The following is a 19,597-nucleotide window of genomic DNA, read 5'->3' on the forward strand; positions in this document are numbered from 1 at the left end:
TGGCTCTGGCTCTGGCTCTGGCTCTGGCTCTGGCTCTGGCTCTGGCTCTGGCTCTTTAGTTTGTGATTCGCCGCTAGACTCGTCAACAAGAAAAGCATCAGATTCAAAGTTTTCATCGCCTAACAGCGCGGTAAAGTAATCATCGATTGCTTGTTCACTCGATAAACTTGGTTGCGTCAATGTCGATTCGTTATTCGCGCTCATTTATCGCTAACCTCTCGAGATAAATAAGCAGCTGTTTATAAGCAAATACACCACGGCTACCCGATGCGAAATGAGATGCTGGCAAACGTTTTAGACTGGCATCGCGAAACTTGGTATCAATCGGCACAGCAGAGGTCCAAACTTGGTTTGGATAGTCATCTTTAAGCTGAGTCAATGTTTGCAATGATGCTTTCGTTCGCTTGTCGTACATCGTCGGGACAATCGTCACCTTAAACGGTGTTTTGCGAGACTTCTGCATAATAGTTAGAGTGCGAATCATGCGCTCTAAACCTTTCATCGCCAAAAATTCAGTCTGTACCGGAATCAAGATACGATCACTGGCAGCCAACGCATTCACCATCATCACACCAAGAATAGGCGGACAATCGATAAGCACGTAGTCATAGTCATCTTTCAAAGCGGCCAAAGCACGCTTTAAGATCAACCCCATACCACTTCGATTTCCCATTACACGGTCTAATGTCGCCAATGACATGTGTGCGGGAATAATATCGATACCTTCAATTTCGGTCTGTATAGTCAACGCTCTCACAGCTTGCGTAGAAAACTCACGCAGCTGGAACAGATCAAACAGGCTCGATTCCACCGTATCTGAGTCGTAACCCAAATAGGTGGTTAGTGATGCATGTGGGTCAGTATCAACCAACAACACACGATGACCCTTTAAGGCAAGTAAGCCAGCTAGGGTCACTGTCGTCGTCGTTTTTCCAACGCCACCTTTTTGGTTTGCAACACTCCAAACAATCATGTCGATTTACCTAAGCTAACCCAACTTCGACCAAAATCCGTTCCGCAACGCGGTCTAGAGGTAGGTCTTCAGTAGAAATGCCAGCTTTTGCTACAGCTTGAGGCATACCATATACAACACAACTATCTTCGTCTTGCGCCCAAATGGTCGAACCCGCTGTTTTTAACATGCGAGAACCTTCTCGACCATCAGCACCCATACCGGTCAGTATCATAGACAACACTTTATCGCCGTAGATCTTAGCTGCAGAACCAAAAGTGACATCCACACAAGGCTTGTAGTTCATTCGGTCACCACCATCGATAATCTTCAGACGCGCCGAACCCGGGCGACCATCAATCATCATTTGCTTTCCGCCTGGAGCAAGATAAGCCACCCCAGGTTTCAACAGGTCTCCGTCTTGAGCTTCACGAACTTCAATCTTACACAAGGTATTCAATCGGCTAGCAAAAGCAGCGGTGAACGTTGCTGGCATATGCTGCACTAACACAATCGGATGTGGGTAGCTGGCAGGGATGCGTGTCAAAATTTTCTGTAGTGCAACTGGCCCACCAGTAGAAGTACCAATAGCAGTTAATTGATACTTTTTACCCGAGGCTCTGAATTTCGCGGTTGAAGCAACCGCTGGTTTAGCAGCAGGGGCTGTTGCTGAAATAGATTGGCGCAATGGCGCTGATGTTGACGCCGTAGCTGTTGCAGTAGCTCTTGGCGCAACAGGAGTACGTCGCATAAACGCGCGCTTTGCAGCAATCTGAATCACGCGCTGTTGAAGCAATGCGACAGCATCGTCACGGTTACGAGCGATGTCTTCAAATTTCTTAGGTAAGAAATCTAGAGCACCCGCGTCTAACGCATCTAACGTTGCTCTTGCACCATCATGCGTTAACGATGAAAACATCAAAATAGGCGTTGGAGACGCAGCCATAATTTCACGAACGGCAGTAATACCGTCCATGACAGGCATCTCGATGTCCATAGTAATTACGTCAGGTCTTAGCTTTTTCGCTTTCTCAACCGCTTCTTTACCGTTTACTGCTACATCGATGACTTCTAGGCGAGCCTCCGAGTTGATGATCTCGCTTACTCTACGACGGAAGAAGCTCGAATCATCAACGACTAATACTTTAATCGCCATATTTATCCTTAAGTTAAATTCTTGATGCAGCTGCGTACTGCTTCAACAAGTCCGGCACATCTAAAATCAATGCTATGTGACCGTCACTTGTAATTGTCGCACCTGCCATTCCTGGCGTGCCTTGAAGAAGCTTATCAAGTGGCTTAATAACCACTTCTTCTTGGCCGATAAGCGCATCTACAACAAAACCAACACGTTGACTACCAAGTTGCACAATAACAACATGACCATGACCTTGACGTCCTTCAACAAGACCTTCTTTAGGTGTAAGCCAATTTTGTAAGTAGAACAGTGGAATAGACTTATCGCGAACGATAATAGTCAGCTGACCATCAACCACGTTTGTGCGGCTTAGGTCTAAGTGGAAGATTTCATTTACAGAAGCCAGTGGCAATGCGAACGGGTGACCCGCAACACCGACCATTAAGGTTGGTAGAATCGCAAGTGTCAACGGAACCTTAATGGTTATCTTGGTGCCTTGGCCCATCTCTGAATCGATATCAATAGAACCATTCAGTGTGTTGATCGCTGTTTTCACAACGTCCATACCTACACCACGGCCAGAGATATCTGAGATCTTTTCTTTACTTGAAAAGCCAGGAGCAAAGATTAGATTGAAACACTCTTTATTTGTTAGGCGAGACGCTGCATCATCATCCATCAGACCGCGCTTAACCGCGATAGCACGAAGCTTATCAGGGTCCATACCGCCGCCATCATCAACGATAGCCAGTTCAATGTGGTCGCCTTCTTGAGAGGCGGACAGAATCACTTTACCGGTTTTAGATTTTCCCGCAGCAACACGGTCGTCCGGCATTTCGATACCATGATCTACAGAGTTTCTCACCAAGTGAATCAGGGGATCAGCAAGTGCTTCTACTAAGTTTTTATCAAGATCCGTTTCTTCGCCACGCATTTCAAGAACGATGTCTTTCTTCAAGGTACGAGCAAGGTCACGGACAACGCGAGGGAAGCGACCAAATACTTTCTTGATCGGCTGCATACGCGTCTTCATTACTGCACCTTGTAGGTCAGCAGTAACAACGTCTAAGTTAGAGACAGCTTTCGACATTTCTTCGTCGTTGCTGTTTAAACCTAAGCTAACGAGGCGGTTACGAACCAATACTAGCTCACCCACCATATTCATGATGGTATCCAGTGTTGATGTATCAACACGAACTGTGGCTTCAGCTTGCTGCTTCTTCGCAGGCGCTTTAACTTCAGCTTTTGCTGGTACGCTAGGCTTAGGCTCTGCTTTTACAGCAACAGGAGCAGGCTGTGGTTTAGGAGCGACTTTCGGCGCAACAGGCTCAGGCTTCGCTTGTACAGGCTTAGTCGCAGCATCCAACTCTTCAATTGAAGGGCCGTTACCTGAACCGTGTAACTGGTCAAGTAAACTCTCAAACTCAGCATCAGTCATTAGGTCATCGCCTTCAGACTTTACTGGTGCTTTGGCTACCGGAGCGACTGGAGGAGGTGGTGGCGTTGAGCTTGCAGCTGTCGGGCTTTGACCTGCACCATGCAACTCATCTAACAACTTTTCAAATTCGTCGTCAGTAATGTCACCACTCGCAGCTACTGGCTGAGGTGCCACAGGTGCTGGCGCTGGTGTGTCTACAGATGATGTCGTTGGTGAACCACCCTTACCGTGAAGTTCATCAAGTAAACGCTCAAATTCATCTTCAGAAATATCATCCACGGAAGATGCACTGATGTTTGAACTTTCAACAGTAGGTTCCGGAGCAATAACAGGCTCAGGAGCTGCAACGATAGGCTCAGAGATAACCGGTGCTGGAGCTTCTACTGCCACAACTTCATCTTCAGACTCTGGCTTACAGAGGCGATGAAGTTCATCCAGTAAAGATTGGTCTGCTGGTACTAAAGCTTCCTCATCTTGCACGGCTTTAAACTGTACATTGACTGTATCTAAAGCCTGTAGCATCGTATCCATCAGTCCTGATGTTACACTGCGTTGGCCATTTCTTAGAATGTCGAACACATTCTCAGCACCATGACAAGTATCCACCAGCTCGGTCAATGCTAGGAAACCAGCACCACCTTTTACTGTATGGAAACCACGGAAAATAGCGTTTAGTAGTTCTTTGTCGTCAGGGTTATTCTCTAGCTCTACCAGTTGTTCTGATAGAAGTTCGAGGATCTCTCCTGCTTCGACTAAAAAGTCCTGAAGAATATCTTCGTCTAAATCGTAGCTCATACGTTACCTTTAAAATCCAAGACTGGATAACAAATCGTCGACTTCATCTTGAGATGCAACAGCATCCTCACGAGCTTCTGGGTTCATGATCGGACCCTCTGGAGCAATAGATGACTTCTTATCTGTCTCTGGTGTTGGTTCTATTTGATTCGCACCGAATACGGTGAGAATCTCTACCAGACGTCCTTCAACCTCATTCACCAAGGTAATAACTTTGCTAATAATCTGCCCAGTTAAATCTTGGAAATCCTGAGCCATCAAGATTTCAGTCAGTTGTCCACGTAGTTCAGTACTATCACCTTCTACTTGGACAAGTAATCCATCAATGCGGTGGCATAAAGCTTTGAATGTTACTAGCTCAATGCGGCCATGCATCAGTTCATTCCATTGAGGCCTTACTTGAAGTAAACACTCGTGTAAATTAGTTGCAATTGGCATACAGCGATCGACAGCGTCCATCGTTTTGTTCGCCGCAACTTCCGTTTTATCAATGACATATTGAAGGCGATCCCTGGCGTCAGGGATTTCATCATTTGCGATAACGTTAATACGCTCGTCAAAGTTGAATTGTGTCAAAGAATCATGGAGGTCACGAGTCAGACTGCCTATTTCTTGAAGCATTGGGTTATCTTGAAGATTAAAATTATCTTCATAAATGCTTCTAACAAGAGAATCAGCACCTTGCTGCTCGTCGTTTTCAAGCAGCTCTACTAATTTTTTTGCTTGTTCTAATGAAATCATCCTGAGTCCGGCCTTACTCCGCATAGTTTGTGACGCTTCAGCTTTAGAGGTAAACGGGAAACAAAAAAGTTAATGTCTCTCTATGAAGCGCCTGAAACAGGTTATTATGAGTGCTTATAAACGCTCAAAAATCTTGTCGAGTTTCTCTTTTAGAGTTGCGGCAGTGAACGGCTTCACAATGTAACCATTAACACCCGCTTGCGCTGCTTCGATGATCTGCTCACGCTTAGCTTCTGCTGTGATCATAAGCACTGGAAGGTGCTTAAGTTCAGCGTCTGCACGGACGTGTTTTAGAAGATCAATACCTTGCATACCCGGCATGTTCCAGTCAGTTACCACGAAATCAAATTCGCCTTTTTTCAGCATAGGTAACGCGGTCAAGCCATCGTCTGCTTCTTGAGTGTTGTTGAAACCTAAATCACGAAGTAGGTTTTTAACAATTCGGCGCATCGTTGAAAAATCATCAACAATGAGAATTTTCATGTTTTTGTTCAAATTAGCCTCCACTGAATAAAATCAGTGTTGTTAGTCGTTCTGTGTCCAAGCACTTAACTTAGTGCGTAAACGCTGCATAGATTGGCTTAGTATTTGGCTGACACGAGATTCGCTGACACCTAATACTTCCCCAATCTCTTTTAAATTGAGTTCTTCGTCGTAATAAAGCGAAAGCACGAGGCCTTCTCTTTCCGGAAGTTGTTTTATCGAGTCGATCAAAGCTTGGCGGAATGATTCATCTGCAACCCCTTGAAAAGGCGTATTATCTTGAGAATCTTCATTCGGAGATATTACATCATCAGAGACACCTAAGTCTTCTATCCCTACCAATTTTGAGCAATTAATATCAGTTAAAGCACTGTGATACTGGTCTAAACTCAGCCCCATGTGCTTTGCCACCTCAGCATCACTGGGATCGCGATTGAGAGTGCCCTCTAATTCCGCGATTGCACTACTGATTTCTCGATTGTTTTTATGAACCGATCTCGGGACCCAATCCCCGCGGCGAATGTCATCCAACATTGCCCCACGAATTCGAATACCTGCGTACGTCTCAAAGCTTGCGCCTTTGGTACCATCATAGTTCTGTTGCGCTTCAATCAGGCCAATCATGCCGGCTTGAATCAAGTCATCAACTAATACATTAGGCGGTAATCGCCCCAACAAATGATGAGCGATACGCTTAACCAACACAGAGTACTTCTCAAAAAAAGCCTGCTGGCTATTGTGATTAGCATGTTGATCGTAAGTAAGCGCTTTATTCACCAAATGGTTCCTCTATAAATTCAGTACGGTTCAGCAGCCTTTCAACAAAAAACTCCAAGTGTCCGCTTGGTGTTTTTGGTATTGGCCAGGTCAATGCCTTATTAGCCAAAGAGCTGATTGCCAATGCAGCTGGAGAGCGAGGAAACGCATCGACTACGATTTTCTGTCTCTTAACTGATTGACGTACTTTATCATCTAAAGGAATACATGCTACGAGTTCGAGGCTCACATTCAAGAAGCGCTCTGTGACCAAAGTCAACTTTGCAAATAATTCTCGGCCTTCGCGGTAGCTTCTGACCATATTTGCAACAATTTTGAATCGCTGAACTTGGTGCTCTCGACTCAACAGCTTAATCAATGCATATGCATCAGTAATCGACGTTGGTTCATCACAAACCACCACAACCACATCCTGCGCAGCTCTTGAGAAGCTGATGACCATATCGGATATACCCGCTGCGGTATCAACCAATAAGATATCCATCTCGTCTTCAAGCGAACCAAAAGCACGAATCAACCCGGCGTGTTGAGCGTGTGAAAGTTCAGTCATGCTTTGTGTGCCTGATGTCGCTGGAATAATTTTAATTCCGTGCGGCCCTTCGACAATCGCATCCTTAAGTTCACACTCGCCAGCCAACACATGCCCAAGATTTCGTTTAGAACGAATGCCGAGCATGATGTCTACGTTAGCTAATCCTAAATCGGCATCCAGCACCATGACTTTCTTGCCTTGGCGAGCCATACAAATAGCCATACCTAACGTTACATTCGATTTACCTACGCCTCCCTTGCCACCCGTTACAGCGATAACTTTTGTGAGTGAAGGCTGGGTTAAGCGACGGAGGCCGCTAGCTTGATCGTGTATCATATTCTCATTCATATTTATCCGCCGCCTAGAGCCCTTCAGAATCGCTATTCCAGTAATGAGGTTCATTCTCTGTCGATTTTTCTAATAACTCATTGGCCTTAGCAATCATGTACTTTGGCTGAGCAATAACGATATCTTCAGGAACTCGTTGACCATTTGCTATATAAGCAACTGGCAATGCATTTTGTATTACCACACTGATGAACTCACCCAAACTAAGCGATTCGTCCAGCTTCGTCAGGATACATCCCGACAGCGGGATTCTTCTAAAGTGTTCAATGGTTTCTTGTAGTACTTTGCGTTGCGCGGTTGCGGGTAACACAAGGTAACTATTGATAACGGAACCACTCTCTTGCATCAATGTGTCTAACTGCTCAGATAGGCGAACATCTCGCTGCCCCATACCTGCAGTATCGACTAGAATCAGGCGACGATTACGTAACTGATATATTACATCGGCCAATTCACTAGAATCTTTAGCAACTCTTACAGGACAACCCATAATTCGACCATAAATCGATAACTGCTCATGTGCACCTATGCGATATGTATCTGTTGTCACAAGCGCTACGTTATCTGCACCGTACTCCATTGCTGCGCGGGCTGCGAGCTTAGCAACGGTTGTTGTTTTACCTACGCCAGTCGGGCCAAGTAAGGCCACAATACCGCCGCGTTTTAAAATATCTTTTTGTGTTACTGAGATTTGATCAGCGACCAGAGCAAGCAAGGCTTTCCATGCTCGTGCTGGTTTTGTGTCTTCTGGAATGTAACAGGCCATTTGATCGGCGAGTTCTGCCGAAACACCCATACGTTCTAGGCGCTTGATAAGCATCGCTCGCAAAGGTTCGCGACGTTCGACTTCTTGCCACATGAGCCCAGAGACTTGATGCTCTAACAAACGACGAATTGAAGTCATCTCGTCGCGCATCGTTTCCATTTCAGTATCTGAACCTTTGGATTGAGTGTTCTCTCGACCACGCTCATAACGGGTAGGATCTAAGCGAGGTGCTGGACGCTCTACTCTGCGATCTTCGGCAATCAATTTTGATAAACCCGTTTCACGAGCAAAGGCCGAGTCAAGGCTGCCGCTAGAATGCTGGCTACTCTGAGGTTGATGACCGTTACTTGACTGGCGATTGAGCAATGCTGATAACGAGTCTTCGTTTTCAGCGCGATGTTGTTGCTCATCGTCGGCGCCATGACTGTATTGCTTTAGCATATTTGCAAAGCGCTTGGTCATTGAGCGTCCACCTTCTGCATTCGGCTGGATGCTAACCTTGTCATCATCTAATTGACGACGCCCAGTTGGCAATTTGGGCTCAGACATTTGAGTGTACTGGCTTTGCGTAGGCTGCTGAGGTTTATTGAGTCTGGGACTTGCTGTCGACGGGCTGGAATCGCCATCAATAGCGGCAACAATTTCCACACCACCTGCGACCTTTTTGTTAGACATGATCACCGCTTCTGAGCCAAGTTCTTCTTTAACTTGGAGCAGAGCTGTTCGCATATCTTTTGCAAAAAATCGTTTAATTTTCAATTCGATCGTCCGTTCTAATTAGGCGGCTTAATTACCAACAGCTTGTACTATACGTATCTGCTTTTCGTCTGGTATCTCTTGGTAAGATAATACTCTCAAGCTTGGGATCGTGTTTTTCACGAACTTAGCCAGAGTCGAACGTAAAACACCAGAGGTCAATAATACCGCTGGCTCACCTTTCAGTTCTTGCTCTTGTGTCGCGTTACTGAGTGAGGTCTGTAAACGTTCGGCTAAACCAGGTTCAATACCAGCAGATTCTCCGCCGGATGCCTGCATGGTTTGATGCAAGATTTGTTCCAACTCGGGAATTAAGGTTATAACTGGTAATTCTGGCTCTATACCATTGATTTCTTGAACAATTAGTCGTTTTAGTGAGATACGAACAGCTGCAGTTAATATGTCAGGTTCTTGACTCTTAGAAGAGTACTCCGACAAAGTTTGGACAATGGTTCGAATATCACGAATTGGAATCGCTTCATTCAGTAGGTTTTGCAGAACTTTCACAACCACACCAAGCTGTAATTGATCCGGTACAAAACCTTCCACCAGCTTAGGCGTTGATCGGCTAAGCATCTCAAGTAAGTTTTGAACTTCTTCGTGGCCAATCAACTGTGAAGCGTTATTCGTTAACTGCTGGCTAAGGTGTGTGGCAAGTACGGTTGAAGAGTCTACAACCGTATAACCTAAGGCTTGTGCGTGTTCACGCTGCTCTTCACGAATCCAGACGGCTTCAAGGCCAAAGGCAGGATCAATCGTCGGCTCTCCATCTATCATCCCATAGACTTGGCCAGGGTTAATCGCGAGCTCCATGTCCGGCTTGATCTCAGCCTCACCAACCGCTACCCCCATCAGGGTAATTCGATAGCTGTTTGGTGTCAGTTCCAGATTATCGCGAATGTGTACTGCTGGAATCAAGAAACCAAAATCTTGAGACAGCTTTTTCCGTACACCTTTCACGCGCTCAAGCAATTCACCACCTTGGTCTCTATCGACCAAAGGAATCAAGCGGTACCCCACTTCGAGACCAATAATGTCTACCGGTTGAACATCATCCCAAGACAGTTCTTTTTGCGATGCGGGCTTATCACCATTGGCATTAGCGGTTGCAGGTAGGTTTTTCTCTTCTACCTTTGCCTTGTTCTTTTTATCGATAAAGTAAGCCCCAGCCCCAGCAACCACAGCAAGGCTCAAGAAGGAGAAATGTGGCATACCAGGAACAATACCCATGATGCCGAGGATAGCGGCGGTGATCATTAGGGCTTTAGGATTATCGAACATTTGGAAGACAAGTTGTTCGCCCATGTCTTCATCAGTATTTTGACGCGTTACCATCATCGCCGCAGCAATAGAAAGTAACAGCGATGGTATTTGTGCAACCAGACCATCACCGATAGTCAGTAGCGTATAGATTTCGATGGCTTCACCAAAACCAAGGTCAAACTGAGCCATACCGATACTCAAGCCGCCAATGATGTTGATGAACAATATCAAGATACCGGCTATTGCATCGCCTTTAACAAACTTAGATGCACCGTCCATCGAGCCGTAGAAGTCGGCCTCTTTGGTCACTTCAAAACGTCGAGTACGAGCCTGATCTTGGTCGATCAAACCCGCATTCAAGTCGGCATCGATTGCCATCTGTTTACCCGGTAGGGCATCTAGGGTGAAACGCGCACTTACTTCCGAAATACGACCCGCACCTTTGGTTACAACCATGAAGTTGATGATCATCAAAATCAAAAACACCACTAGACCTACCGCGTAGTTACCGCCGATAACCACGTTACCGAATGCTTCAATAACGTTACCGGCCGCGTCACCACCTTCGTGACCATGGAGTAATACCACACGTGTCGAAGCAACGTTCAAAGCCAATCGAAGTAGAGTCGCAATCAGAAGTACGGTCGGGAATGCAGCGAAGTCCAAAGGCCTGCGGGTATAAACCGAAACCAGTAACACAACCATGGACAGTGCTATGTTGAACGTGAAGAACATGTCCAACAAGAAGGCTGGTATTGGCAACACCACCATAGCGAGCGTCGCAAGTACCATAACGGGTGCGCCAATTGCAGGCATCGCACGATTAGGGATTTTAGGCAGCTTGTCCGCAAAAGGCAGGGAGAATTTCATAAGTCTAGACAGTTTCGCTATGTTGTAGCCATCTCACTAAGCTATTTGAGGCTCAGGTCTAAGCTATGTTGCTATGGTTTATAGTGCATAGGTTCAAATGCACAGGTTTATAATACTAAGCTTTATATGCTCGGGATTTATAACGCTAGGATTTATAATGACTGGGCTTATAATACTCAGATTTACAATGCTAAGGTTATTAATGATCGGCTTATAATATTCGGGGTTGATATAGCAAACACTGTACCAACACTTTTCGTCAAATTATTGCCATCGCCTCTTTAAAAAGAGGATTAGCTAGCCCGCTATTATCAGGGTTCATCAAGCAGAGCTCAAGCAATTGATCTAATGTCGTAAATCAGGTGGGATCGGCATATTAGAATCTTGGAGTTTTGGCCTCTCTCCGCCTCGTTTTCGGTACTGTTTCAGTTGAAACACATATGCAAGCACTTGAGCAACTGCTGTAAACAGACCGTCAGGAATTTGTTGTTCTAGTTCGGTAGTGTGATAAAGCGCCCTAGCCAATGGTGGCGCAGGAACAATATAGATGTCATTTTCACGGGCAATTTCACGAATCTTCATTGCCATATGATCAACACCTTTCGCAACTACAACGGGGGCTTTGTCTTGATTCTGCTTATAGCGTAGAGCCACCGAGAAGTGCTCCGGGTTGGTCACAATCACATCCGCTTGAGGTACGTCAGCCATCATACGGCGCTGGGCAGCTTCTCTTTGCAACATACGAATGCGGCCCTTAACTTCAGGCTTACCTTCAGTATCTTTGTGTTCATCTTTAATTTCTTGTTTGGTCATCTTCAGCTGATCGGCGTGTTGCCAAATCTGGAACGGGATATCAATCGCCACCACGATAAGTAAAGAGCAGCTGATCAGCAGAATAAAATTAAGCAAGATATCTAAAGCGTGGAAGATATTCTGTGGGTATACCTCCATGCTCAGTTGCATTAAATCGTGTTGAGAAGCTTGAATAAGATAGATGGCCATTCCCGAAACAAGTGCCACTTTCAAGATAGATTTCAACAGTTCAACCCAACTCTGCAGGCCAAACATACGCTTAATACCACTGAGTGGGTTTAGCTTAGACGCCTTAGGCATCGCCGCCTGCATAGAGAAATTAATCCCCCCGACACCCGCCGCACCAATGACGGCAGCAACAAATAAGGTTATCAGGATTAAGAACAGCGGGAACAACAGGTTCACTAATGCGCCACCCGCAATTTCGAGGAGTTTTGTGGTATCAAAAACTTCTTCCCGACTCAGAGAAAACAGACGTTGCATTGTTTCGAACAAAGCTTTCGCCATCGATTCACCAAACCACATTAAAGCAATCGCACCAACAATAAGTACCGACGCCGACGCTAACTCTTTTGACCTTGCAACCTGCCCTTTATCTTTGGCCTGTTGCAAGCGTTTGGGCGTGGCGTCTTCCGTGCGTTCTTGACCGTCTGACTCTGCCATTTTAGTCTCCTAGCACTCTAACCTGATTAGACGACATATCTGTTGTTCGGTTTGTATCCAGAATAACTCATAGTGACTAAACAAGCCGCCAAGGATATACCAACAAAGCAATAGGCCCACGAGTAGCGCAAATGAGAAACCCAAAGAAAAGATATTTAGTTGAGGCGCCGCACGCGTCATTACACCAAACGAAAGGTTAATCGTCAGCAGCGCAATAATACCAGACAATGACATCGCTAGTGCTGTTTTGAACATGATACCAAGCCACAGGGCAAGCTCTCTATAATCAACAGAGGTCAAACTTCCACTGCCAATGGGTAAAGTCTTAAAGCTGAACACCACCAGCTGCAGCATTTTCAAGTGACCGTCAGTCTCCAAAAAAAACATGGTCGCTAGCAACATAAATAACTGGCCCAGTACTGGCGTGTTTTGCCCGTTAGCCGGATCCACCATAGAGGCGAAACCCAAGCTTGATTGCATACCCAAGATCTGGCCGAGCATTACGAAAGTTTGAATCATGAATTGGGTGACAAACCCCATGGCAACGCCAATCACGATTTGTTCAAATACCGTCAAGAAACCTTGGAAAGAGAGCAGTTCAATCTCTTTAGGAACAGCGGGGATCGCAGGCATCACCGCAAAGGTGACCGCTAAACCTAAATACAGACGAATACGCGGCGACACAAAGCGTGCACCGGTTACTGTCATCACCATCAGCATGGCTGAGATGCGAGTGTAGGGCCAAAAATAATTGGCTAACCACTCTAGTACAAGGCTCGTTGGGTATTCCATATCGGTTTAGTACAGAACTTGTGGCAAGCGTTCGATGAGTTCGAAAAAGAACTCCATCATCATTTGGGTCATCCAATGTGCAAACATCATCAACGCTAATAACGTTACGATCAAACGTGGTAGGAAACTTAAAGTTTGTTCATTGATCGAAGTAGCAGCTTGGAAAACAGCCACAACCAAACCAATCAGCAGGCTAGGAATAATTATGGCGCAAACCATAATTAGTACCATCCAAAGGGCATCTTGGAACAAATCTACGAATATTTCAGGATTCATGCTTCCCCCAGCTACAAGGCAAAACTGCCGGCGAGTGTGGAGAGTATCAAATTCCAACCATCAACAAGGACGAACAACATCAACTTAAACGGCAACGATACAATCATTGGTGACAACATCATCATACCCATGGCCATCAAAACTGATGCCACCACCAAGTCGATAATTAGGAACGGCAAGAACAACATAAAGCCTATCTGGAAAGCTGTTTTCAATTCAGACGTGATAAACGCAGGAATCAGAACCGCCATTGAAACATCTTCTGGGTTAGTTACTTGCGCACCGGATATCTCAACAAAAGTTTCAAGATCTTTGATTCGAGTCTGTTTAAGCATAAAAGACTTAATCGGCCCTTGGGCAACATCAAACGCCTGTCGCGCTGATATCTGTTCATTCAAATAAGGCTGAACAGCTTGTTCATTGACCTGACTGATTACTGGCGACATGATGAAGAAGGTCAGAAATATCGCAATGCCAATAATCACTTGGTTTGAAGGTGTTTGTTGAAGACCCATTGCCTGACGCAAAATAGACATCACAACCACAATGCGGGTGAACGATGTCATCAAAATAACCATCGCCGGCAAGAAGCCAAGCATGGTCATTAACGCAAGAATTTGCAGGTTAATCGAGTAGTCTTCACCGCCATTGGCATTGGTGGTCATGGTAAATGCAGGTATGCCGCCACCATTACCGGTTAAGCTACCAGTGGTCATAGTCTTCGATTTGGCTTGATCTTGCTGCATCGTACTGATGGTGACCGACTCAGATCCAGCGGTATTCGCAGGAATGACAGTGCCATCTTCAACCTGTGCAAATACTGACACGCTAAATACGAGAGAGCAGAATATAATGAGCTGAACCAACCACACTTTCACCGTACGGAAAAATCCGGCATGGCAAAAGTAAAATGGATTCAAAAATCCGTTACTTGTTTGCATCTTTTTTTATTAGCTGGGAAAGCTGACTTGAAAATGTACTTTTTTCCAGCATCTCCTGAGTAAGAGGTTTATCGAGCTTAGAGATCAGCTGAATCGATTGTGTGGTAATGCCTACCAAGAACTGTTCATCACCCGCTTGTACAATAGCGATACGTTCTTTTGTGCCTACCGGAATTTGCCTAATAATAGCCAAACCTTGTTGATTCGACATCGCAGGCACTTGCATTCGCTTCAGTAGCCAAGCAATAAATAAAATGAAGGCTATAACGAAAATTAGCGACCCAAAGGTGGTCGCTAAATCGAGAGAAGGAGGCGTTGCCGCAAAGGCAATAGAAGGAGTAGCAAGTAGCCCTACTCCCAAGACTCTGCGAGAAAAACCTGTCATTCCGAGAGAAGAGCACGCCAGTCTCTGAGACAAGAAGCTCATTAACGCAACTTCTTAATTCGTTCTGTTTGACTAATAACGTCTGTCAAACGAATACCAAATTTGTCATTCACCACAACCACTTCTCCATGAGCAATCAGAGTGCCGTTAACCATCACGTCAAGTGACTCACCAGCAATTCTATCTAGCTCAACAACCGAACCTTGGTTCAATTGAAGTAAGTTACGGATACTGATTTGAGAGCGGCCGACTTCCATTGAGATAGTCACTGGGATATCCATAATGGTATCCAGCTTACGACGCTCATCTTCTGAAATTGGAGACGATGAGTCGGTTAACTCATCAAGTGGTGCCGCGAGAACATCATCAACATCGATTGACGGTGCTGAAGGGTCTTCACCAAGTGCTGCAGCCCATTCGTCTGCTAGCTTTTGATCTTCACTAGGTTCCATTACCAATTCCTATACTTTTATCTACTTTGCTATTCTTCATCTTCGCTATTTTCCAACTCAGACATTAAGTCTTTGCCAAGAAAGGCGAGATCGGTTTTGACCACATGAGGTCTTTCAATTTTTTCAGAAATCTGTACCGCGAGCTTCTCTCCGGAACGGCCCATTTTAACACGATAGGTCGGCAGTTCTTCAACAAACATGGTTGCATGCTCAGGCATATTCATCGGGATAACATCCCCAGGACGAAGTTCCATCAAATCACGCAAAGAGATATCTTGCTCGAGCAAATTGACACGGAAGTTGACTGGCACATCCATGATTTCATCACGCAATGCTGAACTCCAACGAACGTCGGTTTCCATTTTATCTGATTGGACACCAGCATCCAGCAGTTCACGAATCGGCTCAACCATTGAGTAAGGCATAACCACATGGAAATCACCGCCGCCGCCATCGACTTCAATGTGAAATGAACTCACAACAATCACTTCGGTTGGACTCACAATGTTAGCCATACTTGGGTTTACTTCAGAGTCCAAGTATTCAAACTCAACGCCCATCACGGGAGACCAAGCTTCTTTGTAATCTTCAAAAACAATTTTCAGTAGTAACTGAATAATTCGTCTTTCTGTTGGTGTAAATTCGCGACCTTCAATCTTGGCATGAAAACGACCATCACCACCAAAAAAGTTCTCTACGAGAATGAAAACTAGCCGAGCTTCCATCGTAATTAGCGCAGTACCTTTTAACGGGCGGAAGCGAACCATGTTTAAACTTGTGGGTACATAGAGTGTGTTCTGGTACTCACCAAATTTCATCATCTGTACGCCGTTGATCGACACTTCAGCCGTCTTACGCAACATATTAAACAAGCTAATACGCATATGGCGTGCGAAACGCTCGTTAATAAGTTCAAGGGTCGGCATTCGACCACGAACGATTCGATCTTGTGATGAGAAATCAAAATTGACCGTATTGTCACTTTCGGTTTCTAAGACATCTTCAACGTCTTCAACATCATCAACGCCATGTAATAGCGCATCAATTTCGTCTTGGCTTAATAAATCGGTCACATATTACCTATTGAATTACAAAGTCAGTGAATAACACTTTTTCAATTACCGGCTGGCCAACAGCTTGAGTTAAGCTTGCTTTAATATCTTCAGTCGCCTTGTTCCGCAGTTCAACTCTGCCGGCAGGAGATCGTAATTGATCGACCGTCGCCGAAGCGAATGTAGCAAGTAGTGCGCTTTCAACAAGTGGAGAGTGGTATCGAGCGAGAACTTCATTCTTCATACCACGTACCATCAGCTGTACCTTTATCTGAACTAAGCGATCTTTCTTATCGCCCGTAACGTTAAATAAGAAAGCTTGAGGCACATTAACATAGACCACTGGATCGGCACCCATGAGTTGAACCTCAGCTGACGACCCAGCACCCTCAGCCTTATCATCGGAACCCATTAAGAAAAATGCGGCACCACCACCTCCAAGTAACAGCACAACAACCGCGATAGCGATAATGAGGAGCTTACTCTTTCCTTTCGGTGTTTCTTGTTCTTCTGCCATATTCAGCTCTAACTTCCTGTTCTTCTATTAACTAACGGTACTTTCTATTAACTAACTGTTCTTCTATAAACTAACGGTTCTTTCTATTAGCTAAGTGTTTTAGCCTGATACTAGGCATAATAACTAATTCCATCACGCTTTGACGTGACATTCAATTCAAGATTGCTGTTGCTATCAAGGTTTTCATCACCTTGACCATCATTTATACGGTTAGAGCCTGATTGTTGCTCGCCATTATTGTACCTGTCTTGCCCCTGACCAGTATTCTGTTGCTGAACTGAAGACTCAGCAAGCTGCATCCCTTGTTGAGCGAGCATCTCCCTCAAACGAGGTAAGGTTTGTTCAATAACCTCTCTCGCTTGTTGGCTACCGACAGTAAAGTGCACGTTCGCCACATCATTATTCATGGTCATGCGAATTTTCATCTGCCCCAACTCTGGTGGGTCAAGACGGATATCCAAGCTCTTGAGATTCTTAGACATCATCATTTGGACTTTTTCCGCCACCTGGTCGTTCGCTAACTCTTTAGTGAGTTGCAAAGGTGCCTGTTGAGCCGCTTGAATTTCAGCTCGCGTAGGTGCTGAACCCACCGTAGCTGTACCTTGTGCGCCAGCGGCCGAGGCTATCTGCTGAGCAAAGGTCGAATCTTTAGAATCTTCTTTAGCACCGGCTTTGCCCAAACCAGACAATGCCGCGGCACCTGCGCCCGCTTTAAGAAGCGCATCAGTAGAGCCTGCTTTTGTAGTGACTGGCGCTGCATTCATCGCGATCCCTTGCGCGGTTAAAGCTGGATCCAACGTTGCTTGCTGCTGAGGTGAAGCAACATTAGCTTGTTGAGCGGCTGCATGTGCATTGTTGGCGTGCAGCATTGCTGCCTTATCCGTAAGAGCATTGTTTGTTGATTGAGAAGCGGCCTGCGCTGACACTTGTTGTGCAGCCGTCGCTACAGCTGCTGTTGATGCCGCCGCAGCTAAAGCTTTAGTTTCGCTTGAATCCGTATTATCCCAATCAATAGCAGCGGGTTCACCAGACGCGCTGTTCACAGCCGGAGCTTGATTTAGCAAAGCCGTTGCTTGTTGTTGAACGTTAGTGAGCTGTTGATTCAACAGGTCTAAGTTAGAGGTCGCTTTAGCCAAAGCGGCTTGCTCATCAACCGTCAACTTAGCACCACTTTGTTGCTTCTTAAGCAAGCTATCGACAACAGACTGTTCTGATTCGATTTGTCCATTCAATTGTTTTAGTGCTTTGGTATGGGCATCAACCTGCTTGGCGAGTTCAATATCCGCAGCTGAGATCGCTTGGCTCTGTTCGGCCACCGCGGCGCTAGCCGCATTCTTTTGACTCAGCTCTCGGTTCATACTGGCTTCAATTTGTTCTGGAGTGACGCCTTTATCCATCAACTGTCGGATTTCATCATCAGTCAGCTGAGACACACCCTTACCTCCGGTAAGAACAGCGATTTCAGAATCCACCTCAAGACTATTCTCTTGGATTGCTGCATTCGTTTGTTGTCTCGCCTCATCCGTAACGGAGGCTACTGCAACTGAAGCACCGGAGATATTACCTTGGGCGTTATCTACCTGACCTTGCTGAGGCAAGCCTTTGCCGTTTGGCGCTTGATTTAGAGTTTTGTTTGCCTCATCCAATTGACCAAGCAATTTATTGCCTTCATTCATCGCTGCATTAGCTTGCGATGCTTGCGTAGAGCCATCTACAGCTGATGTACCCTGAGTTTGGGATTGAGCAACCTGTTCTTTAGAATCATTCGTCGTAACCTGCGCATCTTTACCATCCGCCTTATCAGCGACAGTGCTATCAGTGCCCGAATTGGCTTTGAGCTTAGCCTCAGTTCCAGACACAGCCTCTGCAGATGTTTCCTCAGCAGCTTTCTCGCCTTCTACTTCTGAAGCTGCTTGCTTGCTTTGCGCTTCGCTTACTTCGTCAGTAGCCTTTGATTCAGCTGAATCACCTTTGTTCGCTTCGGCTGACGCTTCACCTTCGGTAGAGGCCTGTTTAGCATCAGGTTTCGCGGTGCTTTCTGTGTCTTTTGCTGCGACTTTACTGTCACTTTCTTCAAAGCCTAGTGCTTCTTTGAAAGACTCAAAGAAACCTTTAGAGTCTCCAGTTTCTTCTACCTTTGAAGAGGCAGAACCGGAGTCCAACAACGATGACGTTTTGTTGGTCGCTGAATTTGAGGAAAGACTAACATTCATATATACAAGCTCTATCTACTAGCTTTGCTGCCTTGAATCAGACAACAAAAAGAAAGTCGGGTGCTTTTTATGCCTTTGGTGAGCATAACTCGCAATTTGATATAAAACAGAGCAAGAAACATGCCTATAAGTTTTAAGTCTGCCATCTGCAGAGCAACACTTGCGTCATTCGTGAATTAGGTTCAAATCTTCTTTCGGCTATATAACAGAGTCGAGAACTCATCCATTTGCTTTTGCTCTCTTTGATCTTGCAGCTTTGCTTTTTCTTTCTGCTTTTTCTCCATCAACCATTCGTAGGATTTACGCTTTTTTCGTAACTCCATCCAATAGTTTTGGCAGTTATCGACCTGATTTTTAAAGTGGTGTTCCGCTTCTCTCTGCTTAGAGAGCGTTTCATCTAATTGCGTTAAGAAACGGTTTAAGTGACCATATTGGCTAGCCGTTAATCCGGCCTTACCTCGGTCAACAAGTTGCTGGCAGTAATCAAGTCGATATTTTTCAATCTGTTCGACCTGTTCGTAGTAACCCTGCAGCTCGACATTCGCTTGATTCAGCGCCAATACAGCTTGGTTCTCTTGGTCTTTCGCTTGATCGAGAAGAAATTCTAACGCGTTATCCATGATTGACCTTATTC

The 19,597-nt window shown here is 45.4% G+C and carries 19 protein-coding genes and 1 pseudogene; all 20 read right to left on the bottom strand.

All coding sequences use genetic code 11. The features are described from left to right. Positions 1-204, bottom strand: a pseudogene (locus ACED28_RS18665) (chemotaxis protein CheW); the annotation flags it as partial. Beyond that, positions 191-973 carry a ParA family protein gene (locus ACED28_RS18670; protein ID WP_009848532.1) on the bottom strand — a complete coding sequence of 261 codons (783 nt, stop codon included), beginning with the start codon at positions 971-973 and terminating at the stop codon, positions 191-193. The pseudogene ACED28_RS18665 and the gene ACED28_RS18670, both read right to left, overlap by 14 nt. Before the next feature lie 10 nt (positions 974-983). Then, positions 984-2,108 (bottom strand): chemotaxis response regulator protein-glutamate methylesterase, encoded by a 1,125-nt coding sequence (locus ACED28_RS18675; RefSeq protein ID WP_009848533.1) that lies wholly within the window; start codon positions 2,106-2,108, stop codon positions 984-986. Between the two features lie 13 nt (positions 2,109-2,121). Further along, positions 2,122-4,323 carry a chemotaxis protein CheA gene (locus tag ACED28_RS18680; RefSeq protein WP_012603447.1) on the bottom strand — a complete coding sequence of 734 codons (2,202 nt, stop codon included), beginning with the start codon at positions 4,321-4,323 and terminating at the stop codon, positions 2,122-2,124. 9 nt (positions 4,324-4,332) lie between these two features. Then, entirely contained in the window at positions 4,333-5,064 is a 732-nt protein-coding gene (locus ACED28_RS18685; RefSeq protein WP_017101967.1) for a protein phosphatase CheZ, read from the bottom strand. Between the two features lie 114 nt (positions 5,065-5,178). Then, positions 5,179-5,547, bottom strand: coding sequence for a chemotaxis response regulator CheY (gene cheY, locus ACED28_RS18690; protein WP_012603445.1), 369 nt, complete (start codon positions 5,545-5,547; stop codon positions 5,179-5,181). 42 nt (positions 5,548-5,589) lie between these two features. After that, positions 5,590-6,324: an RNA polymerase sigma factor FliA gene (locus tag ACED28_RS18695; protein WP_009848537.1), complete on the bottom strand. Its 735-nt coding sequence runs from the start codon at positions 6,322-6,324 to the stop codon at positions 5,590-5,592. Then, a complete protein-coding gene (locus ACED28_RS18700; protein ID WP_009848538.1) occupies positions 6,317-7,204 on the bottom strand; it encodes a MinD/ParA family protein in 888 nt (295 codons plus the stop codon). The genes ACED28_RS18695 and ACED28_RS18700 overlap by 8 nt, the downstream gene beginning before the upstream one ends. Before the next feature lie 13 nt (positions 7,205-7,217). After that, entirely contained in the window at positions 7,218-8,729 is a 1,512-nt protein-coding gene (gene flhF, locus ACED28_RS18705) for a flagellar biosynthesis protein FlhF (protein WP_371710447.1), read from the bottom strand. Between the two features lie 27 nt (positions 8,730-8,756). Beyond that, a complete protein-coding gene (flhA, locus tag ACED28_RS18710; RefSeq protein ID WP_009848540.1) occupies positions 8,757-10,859 on the bottom strand; it encodes a flagellar biosynthesis protein FlhA in 2,103 nt (700 codons plus the stop codon). Positions 10,860-11,204: 345 nt separating this feature from the next. Continuing rightward, the gene (flhB, locus tag ACED28_RS18715) at positions 11,205-12,335 is read right to left on the bottom strand and encodes a flagellar biosynthesis protein FlhB (protein ID WP_017099175.1); all 1,131 of its coding nucleotides are present in this window, start codon (positions 12,333-12,335) and stop codon (positions 11,205-11,207) included. Positions 12,336-12,344: 9 nt separating this feature from the next. Continuing rightward, positions 12,345-13,127, bottom strand: coding sequence for a flagellar biosynthetic protein FliR (gene fliR / locus ACED28_RS18720; protein ID WP_086048961.1), 783 nt, complete (start codon positions 13,125-13,127; stop codon positions 12,345-12,347). A gap of 6 nt (positions 13,128-13,133) precedes the next feature. Next, a complete protein-coding gene (gene fliQ, locus ACED28_RS18725; protein ID WP_009848543.1) occupies positions 13,134-13,403 on the bottom strand; it encodes a flagellar biosynthesis protein FliQ in 270 nt (89 codons plus the stop codon). A gap of 11 nt (positions 13,404-13,414) precedes the next feature. After that, entirely contained in the window at positions 13,415-14,344 is a 930-nt protein-coding gene (gene fliP, locus ACED28_RS18730) for a flagellar type III secretion system pore protein FliP (protein WP_009848544.1), read from the bottom strand. Then, positions 14,331-14,771 carry a flagellar biosynthetic protein FliO gene (fliO, locus tag ACED28_RS18735; protein WP_371710448.1) on the bottom strand — a complete coding sequence of 147 codons (441 nt, stop codon included), beginning with the start codon at positions 14,769-14,771 and terminating at the stop codon, positions 14,331-14,333. The genes fliP and fliO overlap by 14 nt, the downstream gene beginning before the upstream one ends. Further along, the gene (fliN, locus tag ACED28_RS18740; RefSeq protein WP_004739851.1) at positions 14,771-15,181 is read right to left on the bottom strand and encodes a flagellar motor switch protein FliN; all 411 of its coding nucleotides are present in this window, start codon (positions 15,179-15,181) and stop codon (positions 14,771-14,773) included. Before fliN ends, fliO begins: the two co-directional genes overlap by 1 nt. A 29-nt stretch (positions 15,182-15,210) precedes the next feature. Continuing rightward, entirely contained in the window at positions 15,211-16,254 is a 1,044-nt protein-coding gene (gene fliM / locus ACED28_RS18745; RefSeq protein WP_009848546.1) for a flagellar motor switch protein FliM, read from the bottom strand. 7 nt (positions 16,255-16,261) lie between these two features. Next, positions 16,262-16,750 (bottom strand): flagellar basal body-associated protein FliL, encoded by a 489-nt coding sequence (fliL, locus tag ACED28_RS18750; RefSeq protein ID WP_009848547.1) that lies wholly within the window; start codon positions 16,748-16,750, stop codon positions 16,262-16,264. Between the two features lie 110 nt (positions 16,751-16,860). Then, complete coding sequence (locus ACED28_RS18755) at positions 16,861-18,963, bottom strand: flagellar hook-length control protein FliK (RefSeq protein ID WP_371710449.1); 2,103 nt, start codon at positions 18,961-18,963, stop codon at positions 16,861-16,863. 182 nt (positions 18,964-19,145) lie between these two features. Next, positions 19,146-19,583 carry a flagellar export protein FliJ gene (gene fliJ / locus ACED28_RS18760; protein ID WP_009848549.1) on the bottom strand — a complete coding sequence of 146 codons (438 nt, stop codon included), beginning with the start codon at positions 19,581-19,583 and terminating at the stop codon, positions 19,146-19,148. Positions 19,584-19,597 lie beyond the last annotated feature (14 nt).

Origin of the sequence: Vibrio sp. 1F253, from assembly GCF_041439295.1 — a bacterium.
Classification (GTDB): Bacteria; Pseudomonadota; Gammaproteobacteria; order Enterobacterales; family Vibrionaceae; genus Vibrio; species Vibrio tasmaniensis_A.

What these genes read in the sequence shown, in the direction of transcription:
- ACED28_RS18670 (WP_009848532.1), bottom strand. Translation starts at nt 973, where the DNA reads ATGATTGTTTGGAGTGTTGCAAACCAAAAAGGTGGCGTTGGAAAAACG.
- ACED28_RS18675 (WP_009848533.1), bottom strand. Translation starts at nt 2,108, where the DNA reads ATGGCGATTAAAGTATTAGTCGTTGATGATTCGAGCTTCTTCCGTCGT.
- ACED28_RS18680 (WP_012603447.1), bottom strand. Translation starts at nt 4,323, where the DNA reads ATGAGCTACGATTTAGACGAAGATATTCTTCAGGACTTTTTAGTCGAA.
- ACED28_RS18685 (WP_017101967.1), bottom strand. Translation starts at nt 5,064, where the DNA reads ATGATTTCATTAGAACAAGCAAAAAAATTAGTAGAGCTGCTTGAAAAC.
- cheY (WP_012603445.1), bottom strand. Translation starts at nt 5,547, where the DNA reads ATGAAAATTCTCATTGTTGATGATTTTTCAACGATGCGCCGAATTGTT.
- ACED28_RS18700 (WP_009848538.1), bottom strand. Translation starts at nt 7,204, where the DNA reads ATGAATGAGAATATGATACACGATCAAGCTAGCGGCCTCCGTCGCTTA.
- flhA (WP_009848540.1), bottom strand. Translation starts at nt 10,859, where the DNA reads ATGAAATTCTCCCTGCCTTTTGCGGACAAGCTGCCTAAAATCCCTAAT.
- flhB (WP_017099175.1), bottom strand. Translation starts at nt 12,335, where the DNA reads ATGGCAGAGTCAGACGGTCAAGAACGCACGGAAGACGCCACGCCCAAA.
- fliR (WP_086048961.1), bottom strand. Translation starts at nt 13,127, where the DNA reads ATGGAATACCCAACGAGCCTTGTACTAGAGTGGTTAGCCAATTATTTT.
- fliQ (WP_009848543.1), bottom strand. Translation starts at nt 13,403, where the DNA reads ATGAATCCTGAAATATTCGTAGATTTGTTCCAAGATGCCCTTTGGATG.
- fliP (WP_009848544.1), bottom strand. Translation starts at nt 14,344, where the DNA reads ATGCAAACAAGTAACGGATTTTTGAATCCATTTTACTTTTGCCATGCC.
- fliO (WP_371710448.1), bottom strand. Translation starts at nt 14,771, where the DNA reads ATGAGCTTCTTGTCTCAGAGACTGGCGTGCTCTTCTCTCGGAATGACA.
- fliN (WP_004739851.1), bottom strand. Translation starts at nt 15,181, where the DNA reads ATGGAACCTAGTGAAGATCAAAAGCTAGCAGACGAATGGGCTGCAGCA.
- fliL (WP_009848547.1), bottom strand. Translation starts at nt 16,750, where the DNA reads ATGGCAGAAGAACAAGAAACACCGAAAGGAAAGAGTAAGCTCCTCATT.
- ACED28_RS18755 (WP_371710449.1), bottom strand. Translation starts at nt 18,963, where the DNA reads ATGAATGTTAGTCTTTCCTCAAATTCAGCGACCAACAAAACGTCATCG.
- fliJ (WP_009848549.1), bottom strand. Translation starts at nt 19,583, where the DNA reads ATGGATAACGCGTTAGAATTTCTTCTCGATCAAGCGAAAGACCAAGAG.